This is a genomic window from Natronococcus sp. JC468 (genome assembly GCF_012163165.1).
GTDB lineage: Archaea > Halobacteriota > Halobacteria > Halobacteriales > Natrialbaceae > Natronococcus > Natronococcus jeotgali.
Genome location: NZ_JAAVUO010000021.1, coordinates 25,601 through 49,207 on the forward strand (window position 1 = coordinate 25,601; position 23,607 = coordinate 49,207).

At 69.0% G+C, this 23,607-nt stretch carries 26 protein-coding genes; 10 read left to right on the forward strand and 16 right to left on the reverse strand.

The window, feature by feature from the left end:
- Window positions 1-14: 14 nt before the first annotated feature.
- The 3 genes from GWG54_RS13065 to GWG54_RS13075 all read right to left on the reverse strand — a co-directional run bounded on the left by GWG54_RS13065 (window position 15) and on the right by GWG54_RS13075 (window position 3,437).
- A complete protein-coding gene (locus GWG54_RS13065) occupies window positions 15-1,502 on the reverse strand; it encodes a dihydrolipoyl dehydrogenase (protein WP_167938191.1) in 1,488 nt (495 codons plus the stop codon).
- Window positions 1,503-1,559: 57 nt separating this feature from the next.
- Window positions 1,560-3,146, reverse strand: a complete 1,587-nt coding sequence (locus GWG54_RS13070; protein WP_167938192.1) for a spermidine synthase — start codon at window positions 3,144-3,146, stop codon at window positions 1,560-1,562.
- A gap of 66 nt (window positions 3,147-3,212) precedes the next feature.
- Window positions 3,213-3,437, reverse strand: coding sequence for a hypothetical protein (locus GWG54_RS13075; protein ID WP_008423719.1), 225 nt, complete (start codon window positions 3,435-3,437; stop codon window positions 3,213-3,215).
- Between the two features lie 87 nt (window positions 3,438-3,524).
- Here GWG54_RS13075 and GWG54_RS13080 point away from each other — a divergent pair, with 87 nt between their 5' ends.
- Window positions 3,525-3,929: an SRPBCC domain-containing protein gene (locus tag GWG54_RS13080; RefSeq protein WP_167938193.1), complete on the forward strand. Its 405-nt coding sequence runs from the start codon at window positions 3,525-3,527 to the stop codon at window positions 3,927-3,929.
- A gap of 57 nt (window positions 3,930-3,986) precedes the next feature.
- Here the strand turns inward: GWG54_RS13080 and GWG54_RS13085 are convergent, their stop codons facing one another.
- Window positions 3,987-5,246 (reverse strand): GTP-binding protein, encoded by a 1,260-nt coding sequence (locus GWG54_RS13085; RefSeq protein WP_167938194.1) that lies wholly within the window; start codon window positions 5,244-5,246, stop codon window positions 3,987-3,989.
- A 91-nt stretch (window positions 5,247-5,337) separates the two neighbouring features.
- Between GWG54_RS13085 and GWG54_RS13090 the strand changes: the two genes are divergently transcribed.
- The 3 genes from GWG54_RS13090 to GWG54_RS13100 all read left to right on the forward strand — a co-directional run bounded on the left by GWG54_RS13090 (window position 5,338) and on the right by GWG54_RS13100 (window position 8,663).
- Window positions 5,338-5,634, forward strand: coding sequence for a hypothetical protein (locus GWG54_RS13090; RefSeq protein ID WP_167938195.1), 297 nt, complete (start codon window positions 5,338-5,340; stop codon window positions 5,632-5,634).
- A complete protein-coding gene (locus GWG54_RS13095) occupies window positions 5,634-6,611 on the forward strand; it encodes a TRC40/GET3/ArsA family transport-energizing ATPase (protein WP_167938196.1) in 978 nt (325 codons plus the stop codon). Before GWG54_RS13090 ends, GWG54_RS13095 begins: the two co-directional genes overlap by 1 nt.
- Before the next feature lie 186 nt (window positions 6,612-6,797).
- The gene (locus GWG54_RS13100; protein ID WP_167938197.1) at window positions 6,798-8,663 is read left to right on the forward strand and encodes a carbon starvation protein A; all 1,866 of its coding nucleotides are present in this window, start codon (window positions 6,798-6,800) and stop codon (window positions 8,661-8,663) included.
- Between the two features lie 123 nt (window positions 8,664-8,786).
- Here the strand turns inward: GWG54_RS13100 and GWG54_RS13105 are convergent, their stop codons facing one another.
- The gene (locus tag GWG54_RS13105; RefSeq protein WP_167938198.1) at window positions 8,787-9,407 is read right to left on the reverse strand and encodes a hypothetical protein; all 621 of its coding nucleotides are present in this window, start codon (window positions 9,405-9,407) and stop codon (window positions 8,787-8,789) included.
- 84 nt (window positions 9,408-9,491) lie between these two features.
- Between GWG54_RS13105 and GWG54_RS13110 the strand changes: the two genes are divergently transcribed.
- Entirely contained in the window at window positions 9,492-9,719 is a 228-nt protein-coding gene (locus GWG54_RS13110; RefSeq protein WP_167938199.1) for a hypothetical protein, read from the forward strand.
- 9 nt (window positions 9,720-9,728) lie between these two features.
- Here the strand turns inward: GWG54_RS13110 and GWG54_RS13115 are convergent, their stop codons facing one another.
- The 5 genes from GWG54_RS13115 to GWG54_RS13135 all read right to left on the reverse strand — a co-directional run bounded on the left by GWG54_RS13115 (window position 9,729) and on the right by GWG54_RS13135 (window position 14,016).
- Window positions 9,729-10,922, reverse strand: a complete 1,194-nt coding sequence (locus GWG54_RS13115) for a redox-regulated ATPase YchF (protein WP_167938200.1) — start codon at window positions 10,920-10,922, stop codon at window positions 9,729-9,731.
- Window positions 10,923-11,028: 106 nt separating this feature from the next.
- Entirely contained in the window at window positions 11,029-11,307 is a 279-nt protein-coding gene (locus GWG54_RS13120; protein WP_167938201.1) for a hypothetical protein, read from the reverse strand.
- 76 nt (window positions 11,308-11,383) lie between these two features.
- Window positions 11,384-12,478 (reverse strand): alanine--glyoxylate aminotransferase family protein, encoded by a 1,095-nt coding sequence (locus tag GWG54_RS13125; protein ID WP_167938202.1) that lies wholly within the window; start codon window positions 12,476-12,478, stop codon window positions 11,384-11,386.
- A 42-nt stretch (window positions 12,479-12,520) separates the two neighbouring features.
- Window positions 12,521-13,186, reverse strand: a complete 666-nt coding sequence (locus tag GWG54_RS13130; protein ID WP_167938203.1) for a class I SAM-dependent methyltransferase — start codon at window positions 13,184-13,186, stop codon at window positions 12,521-12,523.
- Between the two features lie 53 nt (window positions 13,187-13,239).
- Window positions 13,240-14,016 (reverse strand): NAD(P)H-hydrate dehydratase, encoded by a 777-nt coding sequence (locus GWG54_RS13135; RefSeq protein ID WP_167938204.1) that lies wholly within the window; start codon window positions 14,014-14,016, stop codon window positions 13,240-13,242.
- Between the two features lie 92 nt (window positions 14,017-14,108).
- On the opposite strand from GWG54_RS13135, the gene GWG54_RS13140 reads away from it, so the two are divergent.
- Window positions 14,109-14,741, forward strand: a complete 633-nt coding sequence (locus GWG54_RS13140) for a phosphoribosyltransferase (RefSeq protein WP_167938205.1) — start codon at window positions 14,109-14,111, stop codon at window positions 14,739-14,741.
- A 72-nt stretch (window positions 14,742-14,813) separates the two neighbouring features.
- On the opposite strand, the gene GWG54_RS13145 is transcribed toward GWG54_RS13140, so the two are convergent.
- Both GWG54_RS13145 and GWG54_RS13150 read right to left on the reverse strand, forming a co-directional pair.
- Window positions 14,814-14,957 (reverse strand): rubrerythrin-like domain-containing protein, encoded by a 144-nt coding sequence (locus GWG54_RS13145; protein WP_167938206.1) that lies wholly within the window; start codon window positions 14,955-14,957, stop codon window positions 14,814-14,816.
- Window positions 14,958-15,070: 113 nt separating this feature from the next.
- Window positions 15,071-17,926 carry a bacterio-opsin activator domain-containing protein gene (locus GWG54_RS13150; protein ID WP_167938207.1) on the reverse strand — a complete coding sequence of 952 codons (2,856 nt, stop codon included), beginning with the start codon at window positions 17,924-17,926 and terminating at the stop codon, window positions 15,071-15,073.
- A 93-nt stretch (window positions 17,927-18,019) separates the two neighbouring features.
- Between GWG54_RS13150 and GWG54_RS13155 the strand changes: the two genes are divergently transcribed.
- On the forward strand, window positions 18,020-18,676 hold the full coding sequence (locus GWG54_RS13155) for an ERCC4 domain-containing protein (RefSeq protein WP_167938208.1): 657 nt from the start codon (window positions 18,020-18,022) through the stop codon (window positions 18,674-18,676).
- A gap of 181 nt (window positions 18,677-18,857) precedes the next feature.
- Window positions 18,858-19,352 carry a hypothetical protein gene (locus tag GWG54_RS13160; RefSeq protein WP_167938209.1) on the forward strand — a complete coding sequence of 165 codons (495 nt, stop codon included), beginning with the start codon at window positions 18,858-18,860 and terminating at the stop codon, window positions 19,350-19,352.
- Here GWG54_RS13160 and GWG54_RS13165 read toward each other — a convergent pair.
- The 4 genes from GWG54_RS13165 to GWG54_RS13180 form a co-directional block, all read right to left on the reverse strand.
- A complete protein-coding gene (locus GWG54_RS13165) occupies window positions 19,339-20,193 on the reverse strand; it encodes a YihY/virulence factor BrkB family protein (protein WP_167938210.1) in 855 nt (284 codons plus the stop codon). The two genes, GWG54_RS13160 and GWG54_RS13165, sit on opposite strands and share 14 nt — an antisense overlap.
- A gap of 50 nt (window positions 20,194-20,243) precedes the next feature.
- The gene (locus tag GWG54_RS13170) at window positions 20,244-20,450 is read right to left on the reverse strand and encodes a YwbE family protein (protein WP_167938211.1); all 207 of its coding nucleotides are present in this window, start codon (window positions 20,448-20,450) and stop codon (window positions 20,244-20,246) included.
- Window positions 20,451-20,537: 87 nt separating this feature from the next.
- Window positions 20,538-20,936: a peptide-methionine (R)-S-oxide reductase MsrB gene (gene msrB, locus GWG54_RS13175; RefSeq protein ID WP_167938212.1), complete on the reverse strand. Its 399-nt coding sequence runs from the start codon at window positions 20,934-20,936 to the stop codon at window positions 20,538-20,540.
- Window positions 20,937-20,976: 40 nt separating this feature from the next.
- Window positions 20,977-21,129, reverse strand: coding sequence for a hypothetical protein (locus GWG54_RS13180; protein ID WP_008423759.1), 153 nt, complete (start codon window positions 21,127-21,129; stop codon window positions 20,977-20,979).
- A 110-nt stretch (window positions 21,130-21,239) separates the two neighbouring features.
- Here GWG54_RS13180 and GWG54_RS13185 point away from each other — a divergent pair, with 110 nt between their 5' ends.
- Window positions 21,240-22,481: a TIGR00300 family protein gene (locus GWG54_RS13185; RefSeq protein WP_167938213.1), complete on the forward strand. Its 1,242-nt coding sequence runs from the start codon at window positions 21,240-21,242 to the stop codon at window positions 22,479-22,481.
- A gap of 172 nt (window positions 22,482-22,653) precedes the next feature.
- Entirely contained in the window at window positions 22,654-23,604 is a 951-nt protein-coding gene (locus GWG54_RS13190; protein ID WP_167938214.1) for a phytoene/squalene synthase family protein, read from the forward strand.
- Window positions 23,605-23,607 lie beyond the last annotated feature (3 nt).

Consider the following 23,607-nt stretch of genomic DNA (forward strand, 5'->3'; position numbering starts at 1 on the left):
GGCGCCTCGACCGATCATTCGTGGTCGTGATCGTGCTCGTGGTGACCGTGGTGGTGATGCTGACCGTCGTGGTCGTCCGCCCCGCCACGGTGGGTGAACTGCCCGGCGAACGCCCGGTCGACGACCTCCGAGAGCGCGGGGTGGACGTGGACCGACTCGCGGATGTCCCACACCGTCCCGGTGCCCGCGTTCATCGCGACGACGACCTCCTCGATCAGGTTCGACGCCTCCGGGCCGACGACGTGACAGCCGAGGATCGTCCCGTCGGGGTCGATCAGCACCTTGACGAACCCCTCGACCTTCATCGCCTTCCCGCGGGCGGTGTCCTCGTACCGGTACGTCCGCGTCGCGTACTCCCGCCCGGCGTCCCGGAGCTCGCCCTCTCGAGCGCCGACGCCGGCCACTTCCGGCGAACCGAACACGGCGAACGGCATCGCCGTGTAGTCGACGGGCTCGAGTTCGTCGCCGAACAGGTTCCGGGCGACGGTCCGGGCCTCGTGGTTCGCGTTGTGTTTCAGCAGGTACTCGCCGACGATGTCGCCGAGCGCCCAGACCCCATCCGCGGTCGTCCGCAGGTACTCGTCGGTCTCGACGAACCCCGCGGCGTCGGTCTCGACGCCCGTCGCCTCGAGGTTCAGCAGGTCCGTGTTCGGTTGCCGACCCGCGGCGACGAGCAGGGCGTCGCCGGTGACGGAGACGGGTTCGCGATCGGATGCGTCGTTCCACGCCGGGGGGTACGGTCGGGCCTCGACGGTCACCTCGCCGTCGGCTTGCGACGCGGCGACGGCTTCGTACCCCGCGTAGACGTCGAACCGGTCGGCGTAGCGCTCGGTGAACGCGGCCGCGACCTCCCCGTCGGCGTCCGGCAGCAGGTGCCGACGGCGGCCGACGATCGAGACGTCGCTCCCGAAGGTGCCGAAGAAGTGGGCGAGCTCGGCCGCGATGTAGCCCCCGCCGACGACGACCAGGCGCTCGGGCGGCGTCTCGAGCTGCAGCGCCTCCGTGCTGGTGAGGTAGTCGACGTCCTCGATGCCGTCGATCGGCGGGATCCAGGGCCGCGTTCCGGCCGCGATCAGGACCGTGTCGGCCCGCGCGCGCCTGCCCGCGTCGGGGCCGTCGACGACCTCGACCGTGCGATCGTCGACGAACCGACCCTCCCCCTCGAGCAGCGCGTGCTGGTCGGAAGCGCCGAGCCCGTTGCGGATCGAGTCGGCGCTCTCCGAGACGTCCTCGGTAACCTCGCGGACGATACCGGCGAAGTCGACGTCGGTCACGTCGGCGCGGATGCCGAACTCGTCGGCGCGCGCGACGGTCTCCATCACCTCGGCGCGGTACAACAGCTGCTTCGAGGGGATGCAACCGCGGTTGAGGCACGTGCCACCGAGCGGTCCCTTCTCGACGACCGCGACCGACTGGCCCCGGTTGGCGGCGGCGTTGGCCACGTCCAGTCCGGATCCCGAACCGATGACGAGGAACTCGACCTCCGTCGTTTCGGCGTCCATAGCGGACCGACGGGCTCGAGCCCTATCCTTCTTCCACCGCGTTCTCGGAGTCGACGTCTACCCCGCTCCCGCGACGATCGCTGGATTCGCCGTCGTCGGCTCCGAGTCCTCGGTCTCCTCGATGACGTAGCGCTGGCCGAACATCGGATCCAGTAGGGTGTCGACCGGCGCCCGGTCGTCGCGCAGGACGGGGACGTCGTCGGTCTCGGGGTCGTCCAGCCGATTCCGGAGCTCGTCGCTCAGGTCGACCCCGAGGTCGCGCTCGTGGTTGCGCCGCTCGAGCTCCTCGCGGGTGAGCCGTTCGTCGTCTTTCGTCGCGACGAGCTGGACGTTCTGGACGGCGTCGGAGTCCGAGGTCCGGAAGCCGTAGACCTGCGGAAACACCTGCTCGGCGGTCGCGTGCTCGGCGCGGTAGAACTCCGAGCCCGATCCCTCGGGTGCCGCGATGACGTTTGCGAGCAACACGCCGTCGTCGCTCAGCCGATCCGCGGCCAACTGCATGAACTCCTCGGTGGTCAGGTGAAACGGCACCTGGTCTTTCTTGTAGGCGTCGAGGACGATCACGTCGTACTCCTCGTCGGCGTTTTGCAGGAACTGTCGACCGTCCTCGGCGTGGCTGGTCATGTTCTCGCCGTGCTCGAGCCCGAAGTACTCCTCGGCCGCTGCGGTGACTTCGGGGTCGATCTCGACGACGTCGACATCGACGTCGTAGTGGCGCTGGAAGTCCTGCGGGCCGGTGTACCCGCCCCCGCCGATGAAGAGGACGTCCTCGACCTCGTCGGGATCGTCGGCCATCAGCATCGGCAGGTGGAAGTACTCCGTGTAGGCGAAGACGTGGCGATCGGGGTCCTCGAGGTCCGTCGCGCTGTGGCGGGCGCCGTCGAGGTACATCGTCCGGACGTCGCCGTCGTCGACCACCTCGAGCTGCTGGACGGCGGTTTCGGTCTCGTAGACGACGTCGCCGCGGTGGTCGAGCGCGGCGGGGGTCCCGCTGGCGGCGACGACGAGCAACGCAACGACGGCGACGCTGGCGACGGTCGGCCTGCGGGGTGGCGACGGCAGCGTGAGCGCGACCGCCGTCGCGACCAGTATCAGCCCGAACGCCACCCCGATCTGGGTGATGCTCAGAGCGGGGATGAGCACGAACGTCGTCGCGCCCGAACCGAGGATGCTCCCGATCGTCCCGAGCGCGTAGACGTGGCCAGAGGCCTCGCCGACCCCGCGCTTCCGGGAGAGTTCGGCCGCGTAGGGGCTAATGAACCCCAGCAGGTACGTCGGCGGCCCGAAGAGGATGACGACGGCCGGCAGCGAGGCGTACCTGGGCGGGAGCGCGAGCATCGACGTGTACGACAACAGCAACTCGTCGGCGTAGACCACCGCGGCGACGTACACCGCGGTCGCGAGCATGAGCCAGACCATCTCTCGAACGGTCGCCCGCGCCGCCCGCTTGCCGCCCTGCCAGTAGCCGAGGCTCAACGCGGCGAGCAGGACCGTCAGGATGCCGCCGACGGTGTAGATGTGGCTGCCGAACTGCGGCGCGACGATCCGCACCGCGAGGATCTCGAGCCCCATGCTGGTGATTCCCGAGACGAAGACGGCGAGTTCGGGCTTCGTCGGTCGGTAGGACGCGAGCGCGTTCCGCATTCGTTGTCACAGTGTGGCCGGGACCGTGAGTACCTGTCGGCTCGATCCCGTCCCGCCTCGAGCCGGCTACGGCCGCGTCATCACGAGCGCGAGCACGAACAGTCCGGCCGCGACCGCGAGCACGGTCGCGGGCCCGACCTCGACCAGCCCGACGACCGCCGCGCCCGCGACGATCGTCCAGCCGAACAGCAGCGACAGCACCGCGTTGAGAACGAGCAGCACGCGCGGGTCTCCGCCGGAGGACTCGAGTCCCTCGCGGAACCCGTCCCGGTCGGCGTCGGGGTCGGCCATACCGGAGTACGGGAACGTGGCTCACTTAGCCGTTTCCGTCGGCCGCCGGGGCCGACACTTATGGCGATGCCCGCGAACGACACACCCATGCGGGAAGTCACGGTCTCTCGACGGATCGACGCGACGGCGGTCGAGCTCTCCTCGCGGTTCGATCCGCCGGCGATCGTCAAGGCCGAGGGGAGTTTCACCGTCGCGGACGTCCGCGAGGACGGCGACGCGACGGTCGTCGTCGCCAGCGGGCCCGGCATGTCGCTCCCGCTGCGGTTCGAGTACCGCGAGGACGCGCTGTACTACACCCAGGAGGGCGAGCAGGGACCGTTCGAGCACATGGAGACGTGGCTCGAGTTCGACGAGCGCGAGGACGGCACCGAGGTCCGGTTTCGGTCGTCGGTCTCGCTCGCGGTCCCGCTGCCCTTCGGCGACCGGATCGCCGCCTGGAAGCGCACGGGCGAACTCGAGCGGGCGCTCGAGGCGATGGCCGACGCGTTCTAGAGCCCTCGAGGCGACGGCTGACGGTTTTAGCGTCCCTGAGATGACACTCGACGTGTTCTACGGTTCCCGAAGAACGACGGCCTCGTCGTCCTCGCCGGGGAAGAGGTCCTCGAGCGCTTCCGCCCGCTCCCACTCTTCGTCGGTGACCAGACAGTCCCGGAGCCGCGAGCGCAGCGGTTCGCCCTCGAGGTCGGTCCCGATGAACACGAGCTCGGTCCGGCGGTCGCCGTGCTCGTCGTGCCACTCGAGGTCGGGGCGGTTCGACCGGTAGAGGTCCCGTTGTACCTCCGGCAGCGCGGCGATCCAAGGGCCGTCGCTCGTCGCCCGAACGGAGGGCCCGGCCTGGGAGATATCTACCCTCGCGTCGCTGCCGGCGATCCACGCGACCCCCTTCGAGCGGACGACGTTCGCGGGCAGCTCCCGGAGAAAGGCGGCGAAGCGCTCGGGGTGGACCGGGCGCCGTTCCCGGACGGTGATCGAGTCGACGCCGTAGACCTCGTCGGGGTGGCGGTGGTCGTGGTGGTTCCCGTCGTGATCGTGTCCGTGCCCGTCGTGATCCCGGCTGGGGTCCCCGGCTTCGGCTCTCCTGCTCTCGGCCCCGCCGTCGTCGTCCTCGAGCGCGCGCTGCCACCCCGCGCCTTCCCCAAGCTGGCCGGGATCGAACAGGTCGATCCCGAGCAGTTCGTCGGGATCGATCGCGCTGAACTCCGTTTTGCACAACTCGGCGTCGGGACGGAGCGCCCGAACCAGCGCCTCGGCCTCCTCGAGCTCGTCGGGCTCACAGAGGTCGGCCTTGTTGAGGAGGACGAGGTTCGCGACCTCGAGCTGTTCGATCAGCAGGTCCGAGAGCGGGCGGTCGGCCTCGTCAGGGTCGGTGCGGCGTTCGGGGACGTCCTCGCCCGCGAAGGTGTCGAGGAAGCGTCGGGTGTCGAGCACCGTCACCAGCGCGTCGAGCTCGTAGCGGGCCGCGACCCGCGAGCTGGTCGTAAAGAGCCGGGCGACGGGCTCGGGCTCGGAGATCCCCGAGGACTCGACGAGCAGGTGATCGAACTCCCGCTCGCGGGCCAGGCGGACGACCGCCGTCTCGAGGTCGTCCTGCAGCTCACAGCAGATACAGCCGTTGGAGAGCTCGGCGACGCCGCCGGCGTCGAGGTCCGACCCCTCGGCGACGAGCTCGGCGTCGACGTTGACTTCCCCCATGTCGTTGACCAGGACCGCGAGCTCGCGGTCGCCGGCGTTGCGAAGCAGGTGGTTGAGCAGCGTCGTCTTGCCGGCGCCGAGGCCGCCCGAGAGGACGGTGACGGGGATCGCTGACATACGGGTGTGTTGGTACTCGACGACTAAGGTGCGTCGGCTCGAGGATGGGAGCACGACACCTTTTAGGCTCGAGCGCCGAGCACCATCGATAATGACACTCGCCGACCGGATCGAGCGGTTTCGGGAAACTCTCGAGGAGTGGCTCCGGGGACTCTACCACGGGATGATCAGCCACCCGGCCTACGAGAAGATTGAGGCCGAGGCCGAGGACCTCGAGGACGCGTTCATGCTGGCGTGTTTCCCCGATGCCTTCGGGATCCCGAGCCCGGTGTCGTACTACACGGCCGAGTTGCTGCCCTACCTCGAGGACGAGTACGAGGCCTGGCAGCGACGCCTGTGGGACCGGGGGTCGGTGATCGAACGGAAGGGCCACCAGTACCACTTCTGATGACCGAGTTCGTCTTCTTCGGCGGGAAGGGCGGGGTTGGCAAGACGACCGTCTCGAGCGCGTACGCCCTGAACTGCGTCGAGGACGGGCTCGAGACGCTGGTCGTCTCGACGGACCCGGCCCACAGCACGGCCGACGTCTTCGACCAGGAGTTCGGCGACGAGCCCCGTCCGGTAGAGGGGTACGACGGGCTCTCGGCGCTCGAGATCGACCCCGAAGCGGAGGTCCAGGACCACCTCCAGGGGCTGAAACGCCAGCTGAACGCCCAGCTGTCGGCCGCGATGGTCAACGAGGTCGACGTGCAACTCGAGATGGCCCACCAGACCCCGGGGGCCTACGAGGCGGCGCTGTTCGACCGGTTCGTCGACGTGATGCGGTCGGCCGAGCCGTACGATCGGGTCGTCTTCGACACCTCGCCGACGGGGTCGACGCTGCGACTGCTCGCGCTGCCGGAACTGCTCGAGGGCTGGATCGCGCGGCTGGTGGACAAACGCGAGCGCAGCATCGATCGCTACGAGAAGGCCGCGATCGGCAACCGGGAGCCCCGACGCGTGATGGACGGCGATCCGATCCTCGCCCGACTCCAGGAGCGCAAGGAGCGCTTCGAGTTCGCGGGCGAGACGCTGCGCGGGAACGCCGCGTTCTACCTGGTGATGAACCCCGACGAGCTCTCGATCCGGGAGACCGAGCGCTCGCTCGAGACCCTCGCCGAGGCGGAGCTGCCGGTCCGCGGGCTGGTGGTCAACCGACTGACGCCCGAGCCCGAGCCCCACGAGGAGGGACGAGGCGCGCGCTACCTCCGCCAGCGGGTGGCGACCGAGCGCGAGCGCCTCGAGCGCATCGAGCGCGAACTCGACGCGCCCGTGGCGGCGACCATCGAGACCCGCGTCGAGGAGGTCCGTGGGAGCCTGCTCGAGGACGTCGCGAGCGACCTCGATCTCGAGTCGGAGGCGGGCGGGCGCGCGCGGACCGACTGAGGCGGGCCGCGGCTCGCCGGGACCGGGTCGAGAGGGGGGCTCGGTGTCCACGTGTCGGATTTCTCACCATCTTCGGCAAAAATACTCAATAACCGCGCCGAAATTTGTCTACGATCCGCGCTCTCTGAACGCAATGAATTATATTTATAGTCACTCCGTACGACCACCCGTTCGAGAGAGGATATCATGGTAGGTGTAATCTGGATCGTGGCGCTGGTGCTGGCGACGTTTACCGTCGCGTACGTCGGGTACGGGCGGTACCTGTCGCAGTTCGTGGGGCTCGACGACAGTCGGGAGACGCCGGCGCACAAGTATCGAGACGGACAGGAGTACGTGCCGGCGAAGAAGCCGGTGCTGTTGGGGCATCACTATTCGAGTATCGCGGGCGGCGCGCCCGTCGTCGGACCGATCACCGCCGCGCTGGTCTGGGGGTGGGTTCCGGCGGTGCTGTGGGTCGCGATCGGCAACCCGCTGCTGGGTGCGGTTCACGACTTCGTCTCGCTGTCGAGCAGCCTGCGACACGAGGGGAAGTCGATCGGGTACATCATCGGCGAGTACGTCGGCGAGCGCGGGAAGAACATGCTGCTGTGGTTCGCGTTCCTGCTGACGATCCTCGTGGTGGCGGTGTTCGCGCTGGTCATCGGGGTCGTGTTGAACGCGTACCCGTCGGCGGCGACCGCGAGCCTGCTGTACGTCACGCTCGCGTTCGTCTTCGGAGTCTGGCTCTACCAGCTCGGGCTGCCGTTCTCGGTCGGAACGGTCGTCTTCGTCGCGGGCGTGTTCGCGTCGGTCTGGGCCGGCATCCAGTACCCGCTCGCGATCGTTCCCGGCGACTACCCCGCCGGAACGATCGTGCTGTTCGACTCGGCGCTGTTCTTCCCTGAACTGCTCGAGAGCGCGAACATCGGCGCGTGGGTGCTGGTGATGCTCGTCTACGGCGCCGCAGCCAGCGTCCTCCCCGTCTGGATGCTGTTGCAGCCCCGCGACTACCTCTCGTCGTTCCTCCTCTATACCGGAGTCGGCGGGAGTCTGCTCGCGGTTATCGTCGGTACGTTCGTCACCGGGATGGGTACCGACGCGGTCCACCCCGAAACCGGCGCGCAACTGAGCTTCGATATGACGACCGGGGCCTGGTACGGCTTCTTCGGAGCGAGCGGTCCCCTCGCGGCTGACCTCCCGCTCATGCCGCTGTTCCCGCTGTTGTTCCTGACCATCGCCTGCGGGACCATCAGCGGCTTCCACTCGCTGGTGTCCTCGGGAACGACGGCCAAGCAGCTGAACAAGGAAACCGACGCCAAGCTGATCGGCTACGGCGGCATGCTCGCGGAGGGACTGCTGGCCGCGGTCGCGCTCTGTGCGGTGACGGTCGTCGCCATCCCGGCGGCCACGGGCGGTATCGGGCTCGCGCTGCCGAACTTCGCGACCGGCGGCGGGGCGATCCTCACCGCCCTCGGGATCCCCTTCGAGTACGCCGCGCCCTTCATGGCGCTCGTGCTCGCGAGCTTCCTGCTGACGAGCATGGACACGGCCGTCCGACTGGGTCGGTATATGCTCGAGGAGATCGTCGGCACACCGGAGACGCAGGTCGAGTCGTTCGCGGCGAACCGCTACGTTAACACGTCGGTCATCGCCGTCGTCGCGTTCTTCCTGCTGGCCAGCGGTCGGTGGGAGGACCTCTGGACGCTGTTCGGCGGTGCGAACCAGCTGCTGGCGTCGCTGGCGCTGCTTACGGGCACCATCTGGCTGGCGAACTGGGACAGGTCCAAACAGCTGATCTCGACCGGCGGACCGATGGCGCTGATGGGCTTTATCACGACGATCGGCCTCCTCTGGACCGGGCTCTACCAGATCCTCGGCGGTCGACTGCTCGGAATCACCGCCGACGCCGAGACCGGGCTGCTCGGTCAGGCCTCGGCGGTCGTCCAGCTGATCATCATCGCCGTCCTGATCGGACTGGCGCTCTCGCTGTTCAAGATCGGCTACGACAACATGACGACGGCCCGGAGAACGGGTGACGGACTCACGACCGACGTCGGTTCCGACGACGACTGACCGCGGCCGGAACTCGCGGTTTCGACCGCGGCGACGACGCCTTTTCGCCGCCGATCCGAGGCGGGCTCGAGACGCGTCCGAGTCGGATCTCCCGACGAAACCGGCGGTGTTCGGGCTGCTCGACTACAGCTGGAGCCGTCTCGCGACCAGGTCGAGAAAACTCGGCTCCTCGCGTTCGATCGGCTCCCAGAGCCGGAAGGCGGCCGCGACGTCGGCGTTCTCGCTGGCGACCAGCTCCTCCTCGTCGGGCGCGACGACGATCAGGTTGATCTCGTAGTGGCCGTTGTAGCCGTACTTCAGGAGGGTTCGGCCGTCGAAGCCGGCGACGCGCTCGCGGATCGAACCGGGGATCGCGGGCGCGACGGCGACGAACGTAAAATCCGTCGAGAAGTGCTCCTCGTCGGTGTCGATCCACTTGTCGGCCAGGCGCTCGCCCAGCTCGACGAACCGGTCGAGCGCCCGCTCGTCGACGCGGTCGACCCGTCGCACGAACAGGTGCTCGGTCGAGCCGTGCTCGCCGATCGAGATCGAGGGGTGGAGGAAGTGCTTCTGGCTGCGCAGTTCCATCCGACCGTACAGCGCGAAGCGCTCGCCGTCGACCCGGTACGCCTTCTCGAGGTCGTAGTTGTGCATGAGCCGATCGCTCACCCGATCGACGTACTCGTCGTCCCAGTCGGGGACGTTCGCGGGACCGTCGCCCGACGGCTCCTCGAGGTCGGGTTCTGGCGGCCCGTCGGTATCCATGGTTGGAGATACCACGGCGGGGCCAAAAACTCGTCGGCACGCGTCGGCGGGTACGCTTTAGTCGCTCGGGGACGTGTCCCGCGTATGGCCAAGAAACGCGAGTCCTGCGGTCGCTGCGGGGTCTCGGTCGCCGTCGAGGCGGCCAACGCCGACCGCGACGACGGGGAGCGGGCCGAGCACGATCCGTACCGTGAGGCCCGCATCGAGGTCGACGAACGCGAACTCAGGCGACTCTCGCCGGGTGCCTGGCTCTCGGGGCTCGCCGACCGGATCGGCTCGGTCGGGGACCGGGTCGCCTGGGGCCGTCGCTAGTCGTTCCCGTCAGTTCGTCGTGATAACCTCGAGGACGTCCCTGTCCTCGACGGCGTAGTCCTTGCCGACCTGGCGGTTCGACCGACAGTCGATGGCGTGGAGGAAGCCGTCGCCGATGTCGGAGTGGAGGCTGTAGGCGAAGTCCTCGGCGGTCGATCCGGGCGGGATCAGGTAGCAGTCGGGCAGCACCTCGCCGCGCTCGTTGCCCAGGCCGTTGGCGCCGCCCGGAAAGACGGGGACGACGCCGAGGACGTCGAACAGCGCGCTCTCGAGGGCGGCCTGGACGCCCGTCGCGCCGTAGCGCTCGAGGAACTCGCGGATCTCCTCGAGACCCTGCTCCTGCTCGCTCGAGACGTCGCCCGTGATGGTGAAGTCGTCGTCGCCGGGCCGGTAGTCGACGACGCCGGCTTTGTCCGCGGACTTGAGCGCGCGCTCGGCGTGGGCGCTGCAGGGGACGATCGTCAGGTGGTCGTAGTCGGGATCGCTGGTGATCTCCGCGTAGTTCTCCTGGGCCTCCGGCGTGTCCATCTTGTTCGCCGCGATCAGCATCGGCTTGGTCTCGGTGCGGATCTCGCGGGCGAGGGCGAGCCTGTCGTCGGCGTCCCACTCGGCGGGCTCGAAGCCGAGTCCGACTCTGCGGATCAGGCGCTTGATCTCGTCCTCGTTCGTCTTGAACGCGCTCATCTGTTCGGCGAGTTCCTCCTCGACGGCGTCGTCCTCGGTCGTGTATCCGGACTCGTACCTGTTGATCCCCTTCTCGAGGATGCCGAGGTACCACTGGTCGAGTTCCGTCTCGAGGAAGTCGATGTCCTTTCGGGGGTCGTGGCCCTCGGTGGGTTCGCCCTCGAGGTCGGTCTTGCCGGAGAAGTCGACGACGTGGACGAGCACGTCGGTCTCGTTGAGGTCGGTCAGGAACTGGTTGCCCAGCCCCGCGCCCTCGTGGGCGCCGGGGATCAACCCGGCGACGTCGACGAGCTTCGTCGGGACGAACCGCGTCCCGTCGTCGCAGTAGCCGACCGACGGCGTACACTCCTCGTCGAACTCCGGGGCGGCGCAGTCGACGCGAACGTACGCCTCGCCGACGCTGGGATCGATGGTCGTGAACGGGTAGGCCCCCTCAGGGACGTCGTTCATCGTCGCCGCGTTGAAAAAGCTGGACTTGCCGACGGAGGGTTTGCCGACCAGCCCGATCCGGTAACTCATTGGGCTGTCTGGTTCGTCGACGCCTAAACGGGTTTCTGTCCGGAGTCGGCGTGTCACGGGACGGCACGGCCGGGCGAGGGTGGGTTCGAGAGGGAGTCGGCGGTCGCTAGCTCACGATTGCGCGCCAGCTCCAGCCGGCCAGTGCGAGCACGACGAGCGCGAGCACGCCGAAGGCGGCCCACTGTCCGGTTCCGGAGTCGGCGATCGGCGCGAGGACGTCGACCAGTCCCGTCGCCTGCATCATCCCGACGACGAGCACGAGCAAGGCGAGGATCGACACGACGGCGACGCCGATCCAGTTGCGGGCCATCCACTTCGTCTCCCGCTCGGCTTCCCGCCTGTCGTCGGTCGTCTTCTCGGTTGGCTCCCTGTCGGGTTCGTCCATGCGTCGATGTAGCGTCGACGCACAAGAAACGGTTCCACCTGCAGGCTCCGGGTAGCCTCGAGCCCGGAATCCGCCGTCAGGACAGCACCGCCTCGAGGGCGTCCATCGCCCGGTCGACGCGGTCGACCCGAGCGTTGTGCCCCATGTGGCCGATCCGAAGGATGTCGTCCTCGAGGTCGCCCAGTCCCGTCGCCAGCAGGACGTCCTGTTCTTCGAGGACCGCCCGCTGGAGGTCGGTCGCTCGCCCCTCGACCGCGAGGGCGGTGACGGTCGGCGAGCAGGCGGCCTCGTCGGTCGGGTACGGCTCGAGGCCCAGCGCCGCGGCGCGCTCGCGACACCGCCTCGCGGCCGCCTCGTGGCGCGCGAAGACGTCCTCGAGGCCCTCCTCGAGCAGCAGGTCGACGGCGGCGTCGAGTCCGTAGAGGTTCGACGAGAGGTGTGTGTACGGGAACCACTCCTCCTCAGCCGCCGTTCGCCAGGGGCCGAGGTCGGCGTACAGCGAGGGGTTGTTGACCGACTCCATGCGCTTCCAGGCGCGGTCACTGACGGCGCAGGTGGCCAGCCCCGGCGGCGCGCTGAGACACTTCTGGCTCGCGCCGAGACAGACGTCGATCTTCCCGGTCGGCACCGGGGTCCCGCCCAGCGAGGAGACCGCGTCGACGATCGAGAGCACGTCGTGATCTCCGAGAACGTCGAGGATCCCCTCGAGGTCGTTCAGCGACCCGGTCGGCGTCTCGCAGTGGACCATCGTCGCGACGTCGAACTCGCCGTGCCTGTCGAGGACGTCCGCGACGACGTTGCCGTCGAGCGGTTCCCGCCAGGGCACTTCGCTGACGACCGCCTCGCCGCCGTAGTTCTCGACGAAGTCGGTGAACCCGTCGCCGTAGATCCCGTTCGAAAGACAGAGCACGCGATCCCCGGGACCGACCAGCGAGGCGACCGCAGCCTCGAGCCCGAGGATCCCCTCCCCGCCGAGGACCACGACGTCCCTGTCGCCGTCCGTCCCGTCGCCGGCCCGGTAGACCCGCTCGAGCTTGTCGGTCAGCCCGCGGTAGAACTCGAAGAACTCGGGCTCGAGGTCCGGGTTCGGCGTCGGCTCCCCCATCGCCTGTCGGACGGCCTCGGGTACCGCGGTGGGTCCCGGCGTCATCCGCAGCCTGTCGTCGGACATAGCTTGACCGGGGAGTTCCGTCCCAATAAAGCTGGCCCGACCTCAGCCCCGGCTCCCGTCGCGACGCCGCCGGAGCCGTCCGCGGACGATCGGCGTCGCGGGAAAGATCCCGACCGCGGTGCGCTCGATCTCCTCGACGGCGAAGGCGTCGTGGCAGACGAACCGCTCGACGGTGTCCCGGGTAAGCTGGCAGCCGCCCGCAGCGCGACTCCAGAGAGGGTTCAGCAGCTCCTGGCCCGTCGCCCGCCAGCCGTCGGCGCGGACGTGCTCGAGGAAGCGCAACTCGCCGCCCGGTTTCAGCACGCGGGCGACCTCCTCGAGGGCGCGGTCGGGGTCGGCGATGGTACAGAAGACCAGACTCGAGAGGACGACGTCGACGCTGTCGTCGGGGTAGGGAAGCAACTCCGCCCGCGCGTCCCGCAGGGAGACCTCGCAGCCGACCTCGCGGGCCTTCTCGGCCGCCTGTCGGCGCATGTGGGGATCGGGCTCGATCGCACGGTAGTCGATACCGTCGCTTCCGTCGGCGACGTACGGGAAGTTCGCCCCCGTCCCGGCCCCGACGTCGAGCACCCGACCCGAGAGGTCCGCGGTCAGGTACTCCCGGTGGGTCCCGAACAGCAGCCGATCCGGAACGGCGGTATCGTAGACGGCCGCGACGAACGGGTGGTCGATCCCTCCGAGTTCCCGTTGCGGGCTCGAGTCGAGCATACGCCTTCGAGTCGAACGCGGGGCGACAAAAAGCTGCTTCCGGGGCGGATCGGTCAGCGAATCGTAGCCGGGATCTCGTCGATGACGTCGGTCGCGAGGACCCCGGGACCCATCTTCGCGGTCGCGAGTTCGCCGCTCTTGCCGAGGATCCACGCGGCGAGTTCGGCGGCGTCCTCGCGGTCCATCCCTTGGCCCAGCAGCGAGGCGGTGATCCCCGCCAGCGTGTCGCCCGTCCCGGCGACGGTCAGCGCCGACGTTCCGGTGTCGTTTTCCATTCGGTCACCCCTGGCGACGATCTCGTCGGTGCCGCCGGTGAGCGTGATCACCGCGTCGGTCTCGTCCGTGAACTCGCTCAGCGAGTCGTACTCCCGGTAGATCCGCTCCTCTTCCGCCTCGTTCGGCGTCAGTACCGCCCTCGAGAGGTCGGCCTCGAGCGAGGGATCGATCGCGATGGCGTCGACGACGGTCGGGACCTCGAACCGATCGACCGCCTCGCGGATTGCGCCGGGTTTGGCGTCGGCGAGCCCCGGCCCGATCACCATCGCGTCGGCCCACTCACTGACCTCGACGGCGCGCTCGACGGCGACCGCGTCGAAGCGTTCGCCCTCGTACTTGCTGGCGAGCAGGTTCGGGTCGTGGCCCGCGACGATCTCGTAGATCTCCTCGGTGACGACGGCCCGGACGTGGTCGGATCCGGTTCGGAGCGCGGCCCGCCCGACGAGCGCGGGCTGATTCGGGTAGTCGACGCCCCCGCCGACGACGCCGACGCGGCCGCTGTCGATCCCGGACTCCTCGCTGATGTTCGAAAGCGTTCGCTGGAGTCGTCCCATACGTACCGCTTCGTCGGCGGTCGGGGTAGCCGTTCGGCAAGCGCTCTCCGGTCAGCGGTAACAACGTAGTAGGTGGACGTCGTACGACGCCCATGTTCGCGAACCGAACCGACGCGGGCGATCGACTCGCAGCCGAACTCGCGGATCGGGGGATCGACGCCGACGTGGTCCTCGGGATCCCCCGCGGCGCATTACCGGTGGCCCGGCCCGTCGCGGACGCGCTCGAGGCCGACCTGGACGTCGTCGTGGCCCGAAAGCTGGGCGCGCCGTCGAACCCCGAACTGGCGATCGGCGCCGTCGCGAGCGACGGCAGCGTCTGGCTGAACGACGACCTCGTCGATCGGCTGGGCGTCTCGGAGTCGTACCTCGAGGACGTCCGTCGACGGGAGAGCGAGAACGCCCGCGAGAAGGCCGACCGGTACCGATCGGGCGACGCCGTGCCCGATCTCGCGGGAAAACGGGTCGTCGTCGTCGACGACGGCGTCGCGACCGGGGCGACCGCGATCGCCTGCCTCCGGCAGGTCCGCGAGGCCGGCGCCGAACGGGTCGTCCTCGCGGTGCCGGTCGGCGCGCCCGACACCGTCGCCGCCCTCGAGTCCGAGGCCGACGCGGTGATCGCGCTGCTCGCCCCCGAGACCTTCCGGGCGGTCGGACAGTTCTACCGGGAGTTCGGGCAGGTCGCCGACGAGGAAGCGGTCGCGTACCTCGAGGGCCGCGGGGAGTAGCCACCGGCGCGGACGGATTCGGCCGGGGGGTGCTCGCAGCGAGGAACGGTCGCGGCTTCGGTCGCGGGGGAGTTACTCGAGCGGCGTGGCGCGGTTTCGCATGTCCGCGCCGCAGTTGGGACAGCTGCCGGGCGCCGTCGCGCTGACGACGACGGTCCCGCAGTCGAAACACTCGTATGTCGATTCCTCGCTCGGGTCGAGTTTGACGTCTTTCATGGTGGGGGACGACGAGCGGTTCGGGGAAGCTGTCGCCGTGTATGAACAATAATAGGGATACTAGGTTCAACGTGTCCGTCAGATAACTAGCCTCGCCCTCGAATCGGGGTTCACTATTCAACCCCGGACGCCGACGGAAGTCCGATCTCCTCGAGGATCACCGAGAAGAGGGTCCGCTGGACGCGTCGCACGTGGCGGTAGAACGCCGCAGGCGAGATTCCCAGCGCGTCGGCGATCTCCTCGCCGGAGCGCTCGCGGGGCGACTCGAAGTACCCCCCGTAGTAGGCCATCTGGACGACCTCGAGCTGACGGTCGGTCAGGCGCTCGAGCAGGTCGGCCCGCAGGTCCCGCGGCGCCGTCCGCTCGACGCGTCGCTTCGAGCGGAGCTCGACGTCCGCGAAGGCGCTCTCGACGACGTCGGTGCCCGCGGCGGGGTCGACGCTGCTGGGGACGTCGACGACCAGGCGGGTGGTCTCGGGGGTGGCCTCGAGCCGGCGCAGGGTCATCCCGTGGTCCGCGAGCCGCGGCGCCAGGAACGGTCGCGAGAACTCGAGCAGCACCGTCGACCCGTCCTCGTCGCCGATGAGCCGAGCGTTCTCGACCGCGACGAGCTCGGCTGCGGCGGCCGCGACGTCGGCCGCGGGAGCGCCGTCGACGGTGACGAACACCGCCACCGTCCCCTCGTGCTGGCGGACGCCGCCGTCGAACGACAGCACGCAGTCGAGATGGCGGGCGAGCCGCGCGAAGGCGAACTCCTCGTCGGCGACGTCGAACTCGAGGCGGGTCCGCGAGTCCGACAGCAGCGCCCGCTTGCGCTCGACGGCGGCGATCGCGGAGGCGATCGTCTCGCCCAGCTCCGCCAGCACCGCGCGGGTGGTGTCGTCGAAGGCGTCGGGGCGGTCGGCGTAGACCGCCAGCACGCCGTAGGCGAACTCGTCGTAGGACAGCGGGACCGCGATCGCCGACTGGTAGTCCCGCGACAGCGCGGCTCGCCGCCAGGGCTCGTCGCGGAGGTCGTCGACGACGTTCGAAACGACCGTTACCTCGCGGGTCGTCGCCGTCCGCGCCGCAGGCTCGGTCGCCTCGGTCAGCGACAGCGAGACGCTGTCGAGGTACTCCCGTCCCCGCGCGCTGCCGTCGTGGGCGGCCGACTCAAGGGCATCGCCGGCGGCGTCGACGGTACCGATCCAGGCGAACGCGAACCGCTCGGCTGCGGTGAGTCGCTCGCAGACTGCACGCTCGATCTCCTCGCGGGTTTCGGCCCGGACCAGGGCGGCGTCGATCTCGCGGATGATCTCGTTCATCCGGTTGAGGCGTGTGAGCTGGCGGTTCCGACGCTTGAGTTCGCGGTCGCGGTCGCGCAGGCGCCGCTCGCGCTCGACCCGATCGAGCGCGGCTTCGGCGGTCGCCGCGAGCAACTCGGTTACCTCCCTGGTCACCTCGTCGACGGCGTCGACCTCGGGCGAGCCGACGAGGAAGACGCCGTGGTCGCCAAGCGGCACGAACCCGGCGGTCCGCAGCGCCGTGGTCGGATCCGACAGCGTCGGCGACTCGCGGACGTCGGCGAAAAAGCGGGGTTCGCCCTCGAGGAAGACTCGCCCGGAGATCGTGTCGTCGTTGGCGCGCCTGGCCGGGAGCGGGCCGTGCAGCCGATCCATCCCGGGCGAGGACGCGACGGGCCGTAACACGTTCTCGTCGGTGTCGAACCGCAGCGCCGCGCTGGCCTCGAGGCCGAGGACGTCGGTGGCGTCCGCGACGATGCGGTCGGCGATCTCGCGGTCGGTCTCGGCGTAGAGCAGCTCGCGGGCGGTGCCGTGCAGCGCCGTCAGCGCCTCCTCGCGGCGCTTTCGCGCGGTGACGTCCCGACAGCTGTAGAGGACGGTTCCGCCCTGAATCGACACCTCGCGGACGTTGACCAGCAGGGTGTGTTCCCGCCCCGCCTTGTCGGTGGCGGTGCGCTCGATGTTGGTCAGCACGCCCTCGGCGGCGAGCTCCTCGCGATCGAACAGCTCTGGCCCCAGCAGTTCGTCGATCGTCCCCATCTCGCGGATCTCGTCGTCGGTGTAGCCGAAGATGAAGTGGACGTTCGGACAGACGTAGGTGAACGCGCCCTCGTCGTCGGTGATGAGGACGGTGTCGGTCATGTTGTTGAGCGTCACCCGGTGGAGCTGCTCGGACTCGCGGAGCTCGGTCTCGAGGCGGACCCGCTCGGTGACGTCGACCGCGCGGGCCAGCAGCGAGACGACGCCGCCGTCGGCGTCCCGGACGGGCCGGACCGTCACGTCGAGTGTTCGCGGTTCCGAGTCCCGCTCCGGGTCGATGACGACCTCGAGCTCCCGGTGGGCGATCGTTCCCGCCGCGGCCCGGTCGACCGCCTCGCGGATCGGATCGGCGTCGGCTCCGTCCCACCAGGAAAGCCTCGAGAACGAGCGTCCCTCGAGCGCGTCCGCGGTCGCCTCGAGGGCCTCGCGCGCGACCGGGTTGGTTCGTCGGATCCGCCCGTCGGGCGTGAGGATCCACGAGTAGGCGTCCGGGTCCGCGAAGATCGACTCGAACTGCCGGGCTCGCTCCCGGTCGGCTCGCCCGGCCGCCTCCGCCGTGATCGCGCGGTCGACCGCGTCCGCGAGCTCGGCCAGCCGCTCGCGGGGGAGGTACTCGGTGACCCCCGCGGCGACCGCGTCGCTCGCGAGACTCTCGTCGCCCGTCTCGGGAGCGAGGACGACCGGTAACGCCGGATCCTCCTCCCGGATCCGCTCTAGCAGCTCGAGTCCGGTTCCGTCCTCGAGCTCCCGGGCGGCGACGACGCAGTCGATCCCGGTCTCCGAGAGCGCCTCGAGCGCGGCGTCGACGCTCGCGACAGCGCGGCTCTCGGCCGACTCGAGGTCGCAGACGGCGTCCGCGAGCCGGCTCGCGGCCTCGGCCTCGACGACGAGCAGTCGGCGATCGTCGCGGATCCGTGCGGAATCCATTCGCCGTCCCTTCGTCCCCGTCCCGTGAGAACGTATCGATCGACCGCGCGGCGAACCGACACTCGTTCACCGACCGAGCCCGTACGGACGTCCATGTGCGTCGCGGTTACCGTCGACGACCGGGAGCCCGCCGCCGTCGTCGAGGCCGTTCGGGGCCACCCCGACGTCGCCGAGACCGCCGTCGAACGCCTTCCCGCGGGCGATCTCGTCGTCGGCCCGGTCGGCCTCGAGCGAAAGACTCCACGAGACTACGTCAACGGCGTCATGAGCCGTTCGGGGCCGGATCTGTACGACCAGCTCGAGCGCCTGGCCGAGCGCTACGACCACGCCTACGTCCTCCTCGAGGGGGACGTCTCGGCGTTCGAGTCGCTGCGGACGAGCGTCGAGCCGACAGCGATCCGAGGCTCGATGGCCTCGATCACGGCCCGTTACGGGGTCCCGGTGATCCCGTGTACCGACCGCCGACGGCTCGTCGACTTCGCGGTCCGACTCGGGCGAAAACACACCGAGGCTCCGTCGAGTCGTGCGCTGCCCGTCGGCTCGGTGCCGAGCCGCAACGAACCGACCACCAAGCGGATGTACAGCTGCATCGAGGGGATCGGACCCGAACTCGCGGCGACGCTGTACGACGCCTACCCGTCAGTGGCCGACCTGCTCGAGGCCAGCGTCGCCGACCTCGAGGCGCTCGAGGGGATCGGTGCGCAGCGAGCGCGGACGATACACGCCGCGGTTCGCGGAACCGACCGATAGCGCGGGAACGATTCGAGACGGCCTCGTTTCACGACGTTTCGTCCGTTTCACGACGTTTCACCCGGTTCGGCGAAGCGAAACCGAGTCGAAGTTCGGTAACATATCTCTGTAAATTGTTCTATCAGTCCTAATCGTCCATATTAACCGGATACTGATATACTGTAGTTGAGATGTTTTGCGTATGATAGAGCCGTATCGACGGGGCGTAATCGCGGTCGGGTTCGCGTCGATCGGCGGCGTGGTCGGAGCCGTCGGCCCCGGCGAGGGAGTCGACGCGGACTCGAGCGGTAGCAGCGCGGACGTCGGAGGGACGGCCGACGGCGAGCGAACTGACGAGGCCGACGACGAAACCGGCGGAGACGATACCGCCGCGTCCGCCCTCGGGCTGTCCGTCTCGGCGCCGAACTCGGTCTCGGCGACGGACGGGCGCGTCGAGTTCCTGCTCATCGTCCGGAACTGCGGCGACGGAACGGCGTCGGCGCCGATCGTCCTCGAGATCGCCTGCCTGGTCGACGAACTCGAGCCCCTGGAACTGGCGCCCGGCGAGGAAGTCGAGGCGTACGCGAGCTACGCGAGCGACCGGTTCGGCCCGGGCGACCACGGGTGGACGGTCGCCGTCGGCGATCGTCGCGAGCGCGGGAGGCTGTCGGTCGAAAGCGGGGTCAGTCGTCGGTGACCTCGAGCTCCGCCGGCGGGAGCCACTCCTCGTCGGCGGCGACGCGGTCGGCCAGCACCGCGTTGATGACGGCCCCGAGCAGCAGGCAGAGCGCGCCCAGGTAGACCCAGCTCAGGATCAACAGGACGGCGCCGGCGATCCCGAACAGCGCGACGCTCTCCGAACTCGCGACGTAGAGCCGGAAGCCGACCGCCAGCGCCGCCCAGGCGAGGGCGGTGAACGCCGTTCCCGGAACCACCTCCCGCACCGAGACGTCGGTCTGGGGGAAGAGGTAGTACATCGGGAGAAAGACCAGCGGGAGCGCGACGAGGAGCCCGACCGCGCTCCCGACCGCCGCGAGCAGTCCGCCCGCCCGGATCGGGAGGCTGATCCCGACGACCCCGACGAGCACGACCCCCAGCGCGATCGTGACCGTCGCGAGCGACGCGTTGAGCGCGGTCACGAGGGTCACGGTCGCGACGCTTCCCACGTACGACTGGCGCTCCCGGGAGCCGTAGATCCCGGTAAACGCGCTGTTTATGGCCTGAAACGAACGGGCCGCGCTCCACAACAGGATCGCGAGCGCGAGCAGGGCCGCTCGGCGCCGACCGCCGCGTCCCCCCGCGATCTCCTCGATCGCCGCGTCGGCCAGCACGCTCCCGAGGCCGAACGTCTCGGCGACCCCCGTGAGGATCGGCTCGAGGGCGTCGACGAGCGCCGCGCCGACGAGCACGAGAATAACGAGCGGGACCAGCGTGTTGAACGCGTGGTAGGCCAGTCCCGCCGACTTGACGCTGATCTGTCGTTCCCTGGCGACGGCGACGACGCGACGGCCGACCTCGAGCCAGCGTGATCTTCTCATCGACTACTCGAGACGAACTCGAGCGGCCCGGGGTAAAATAGCGTCGAGAGCTACTCGTCGTGGACGACCGACTGGACGTGGCCGACGACGCCGTTTTGCAGCTCGACGCGGGGCCCGTCGGGGGTGTCCTCGTAGACGGTGCCGACCTCGCCGATCAGCGGCTCGGTGTCCTCGGAGTGGACGTCCTGGTCCTCCTGGACGATCTCGACGGTCAGTCCCTGTCGCAGCTCCTCGGCGGTGGGGCGCTCGCTCGACATGGACGGAGGTGGGCGCGTGCGTTCGAAAAGGGTAGTGCCTGCATTCGCGTCGCGGCGTCGGCCGAGCCCCGAAGCGGGCCGATCGGGTTACTTGCCGTCGAACTCGAGGACCGCCGAGTTGATGCAGTACCGTTTCCCCGTCGGTTCGGGGCCGTCGTCGAAGACGTGCCCGAGGTGACCTCCGCAGTTCGCACATAGAACCTCGGTGCGGCGCATCCCGTGGCTGGTGTCGGGGCGGGTCTCGACGCGGTCGTCGTCGACGTCCGAGAAGCTCGGCCAGCCACAGCCGGAGTCGAACTTCGTCTCGGAGTCGAACAGGGTGGCGCCACAGCCGACGCAGGCGTAGCTGCCGTCTGCCTTGTGGTCGACGTACTCGCCGCTGAACGGCGCCTCGGTGCCGGCCTCCCGGAGGATGCGGTACTGCTCGTCGGTGAGTTCCTCGCGCCACTCCCGGTCGTCGGTCGGCACGTCGGGTTCGTTGCTCATGGAACCCGATAGGATCCTGACGGGCAAGAGTCTGTCTCCCCTACCGGTGGGTCATGACGTCGGTGCTGCCACAGTCCGGACACTGGGTCATCCGACCGAGCTTCGGAACCTCGAGTCGAACCCAGGCGTCGTCGCCGCCCGGCGCTTCGAACCCGCAGCGTCGACACCGCGACTGGCCGAGTGTGGATGCCATACGGTACCGTACGTCCTGGAGGCCTATATAGCTTGATTCCGGGACGATCCGCCCGTATCCGCGAGTCGAGACGCACAGATTGACGGTCCCCGCTCGCCAACGAGGGGACAATGACAGTCGCGCGAACCGTGGAGCTCGAGGGGCATATCATCGACTCGGGGACGATGGGCGCCTGTTTCGGCGCCGTGATGGATATGGACGGGGAGTTCGAGGTCGAGGAGTTCGAGGTCGGCCGGCACAAACACGCCGAGACCTACTGCCGGCTGCGGGTGATGGCCGACACCGAGGAGGAGCTACGGGCGATCCTCCACGAGCTCAACCAGCAGGGGGCGACCGTGGCCGATCCCCGGGACGCAACCCTCGAGGCGGCGCCGGGGGACGGGATCGTCCCGGTCGACTTCTACTCGACGACGAACCACCCGACGGCCGTTCGCGTCGACGGCGAGTGGCACGACGTCGAGGACGTCGAGATGGACTGTGCGCTCGTCGTCGACCGCGGCGACGAGGTCCGGATCCGAACGAAGGTGCTCAACGCGATCGAGGAGGGCGACCTGGTCGTCACCGGCGAGACCGGGATCCGGGTCGATCCGCCCGAACGCCCACGCAACGGCGGCGGGGGCTCGTTCGGGTTCATGCAGGGCGGGGTCTCGAGCGAGCGACCCTCTGCGTCGCTGATCGAGGAGATCGCCGACGAGATGCGCGAGGTCAACGCCGAGGACGGCACCGTGCTGGCGGTCTGTGGCCCGGCGATCGTCCACTCGGGCGGGCGGGACGCGCTGGCGGCCCTCGTCCGGGCGGGCTATATCGACGCGATCAGCGCGGGCAACGGCTTCGCCGTCCACGACCTCGAGCGGGATCTGTACGGCACCTCGCTGGGCGTCGACACGGAGAGCCTCGAACACCCCCGGAAGGGCCACAAACACCACATCTACACGATCAGCGAGATCGCCCGCCTGGGCGGGATCGAGGCGGCCGTCGAGGAGGGCGTCGTCGACGAGGGCGTGATGTACGAGTGCGTCACCAACGACGTCCCCTTCGTGCTCGCGGGGTCGATCCGCGACGACGGCCCGCTGCCTGACACGATCACCGACTCGATCGAGGCCCAGAACGCGATCCGCGAGCAGGCCCAGGAGGCCGACCTCGTGCTCATGCTCTCGACGCTGTTGCACTCCGTGGCCGTCGGCAACTGCCTCCCCTCGACGACCAAGACCGTCTGCGTCGACATCAACCCCGCGACCGTCACCCAACTGTTGGACCGGGGCAGCGCCCAGGCGATCGGAATGGTCACCGATATCGGGGCGTTCATCCCGATGCTCGCCGACGAACTGCTCGTGGAGAGCTACGAGACGTAGCCCGCTCGAGTCGGCAGCATCGCCCGCTTTCGGCCCCGTCTCGTCGGAATTCGGCGACGAAGCCATCTCTGTGAGGGCTAGTAGTTTTATATGTATCTGTCGTATGAGCTATTCCTGATCGCCGTCGGGCGACGCCCCCGGACGGGCGACTGTCGGACGGCTGGAGTCGCAAATGCAACAGGAACACATCGACGCGGGCAAGGCGATTCAGAAGCGAACCGGAAAGACGTTCTATCTCGCGACGCGGTTCCTTCCGGAACGCGTTCGCAACGCGACTCACGTCCTGTACGCGTTCTTCCGCATCGCGGACGAGATCGTCGACGACGCGGCCGACGTTCCGCCGGCCGAGCAGCGCGCCGAACTCGAGTCGCTTCGCCGGCAGGCACTCGGCCGCGCCGAGCCCGAGGACCCGGTGCTCGAGGCCTTTCGCGAGCTTTGCGACCGCTACGGGATCGAGGACGCGGAGGTCGAGACCTTCCTCGATGCGATGGAGTCCGACATTGACACCGACCGCTACGACACCTACGCGGACCTCGAGGGGTACATGCGGGGCTCCGCGGCCTCCGTCGGCGTGATGATGACCGCGATCATGGAGCCCGACGACCCCGAGACCGCTCTCCTCCACGCCATCAAACTCGGCGAGGCGTTCCAGATGACGAACTTCCTGCGGGACGTCCGCGAGGACGTCCTCGAGCGCGATCGGATCTACCTCCCCCTGGAGACGCTTCGAGCCCACGACGTTCCGGAGCGTCAGATCGAGCGCCTCGAGTACTCCGAGTCGTTCCGCGACGCGATGGCCGAGGAGCTCCGGCGGACCGAGACGCTCTACCGGGAGGGCGTCGCCGGCATCCGCTACCTGCCCGAGGACTGCCAGCTCCCGGTGTTGCTCGCGGCGGTGCTGTACGCCGAACACCACACGGTGATCCGCAACCGGGAGTACGACGTCCTCTCGGCGGAGCCGTCGCTGTCGACGGTAAGGAAACTCAAATGCCTCGCGAAGACCCGCTGGCACTGGCACTGGAACCGCGATCCCGAGGCGGTCTTCGACAGGGTGTCGGCGGTCCCCTCCCTCGAGCCGGATCGGCGCGGTCCGGAACACGGCGACGGCGTCCCGACGCGATAGCAG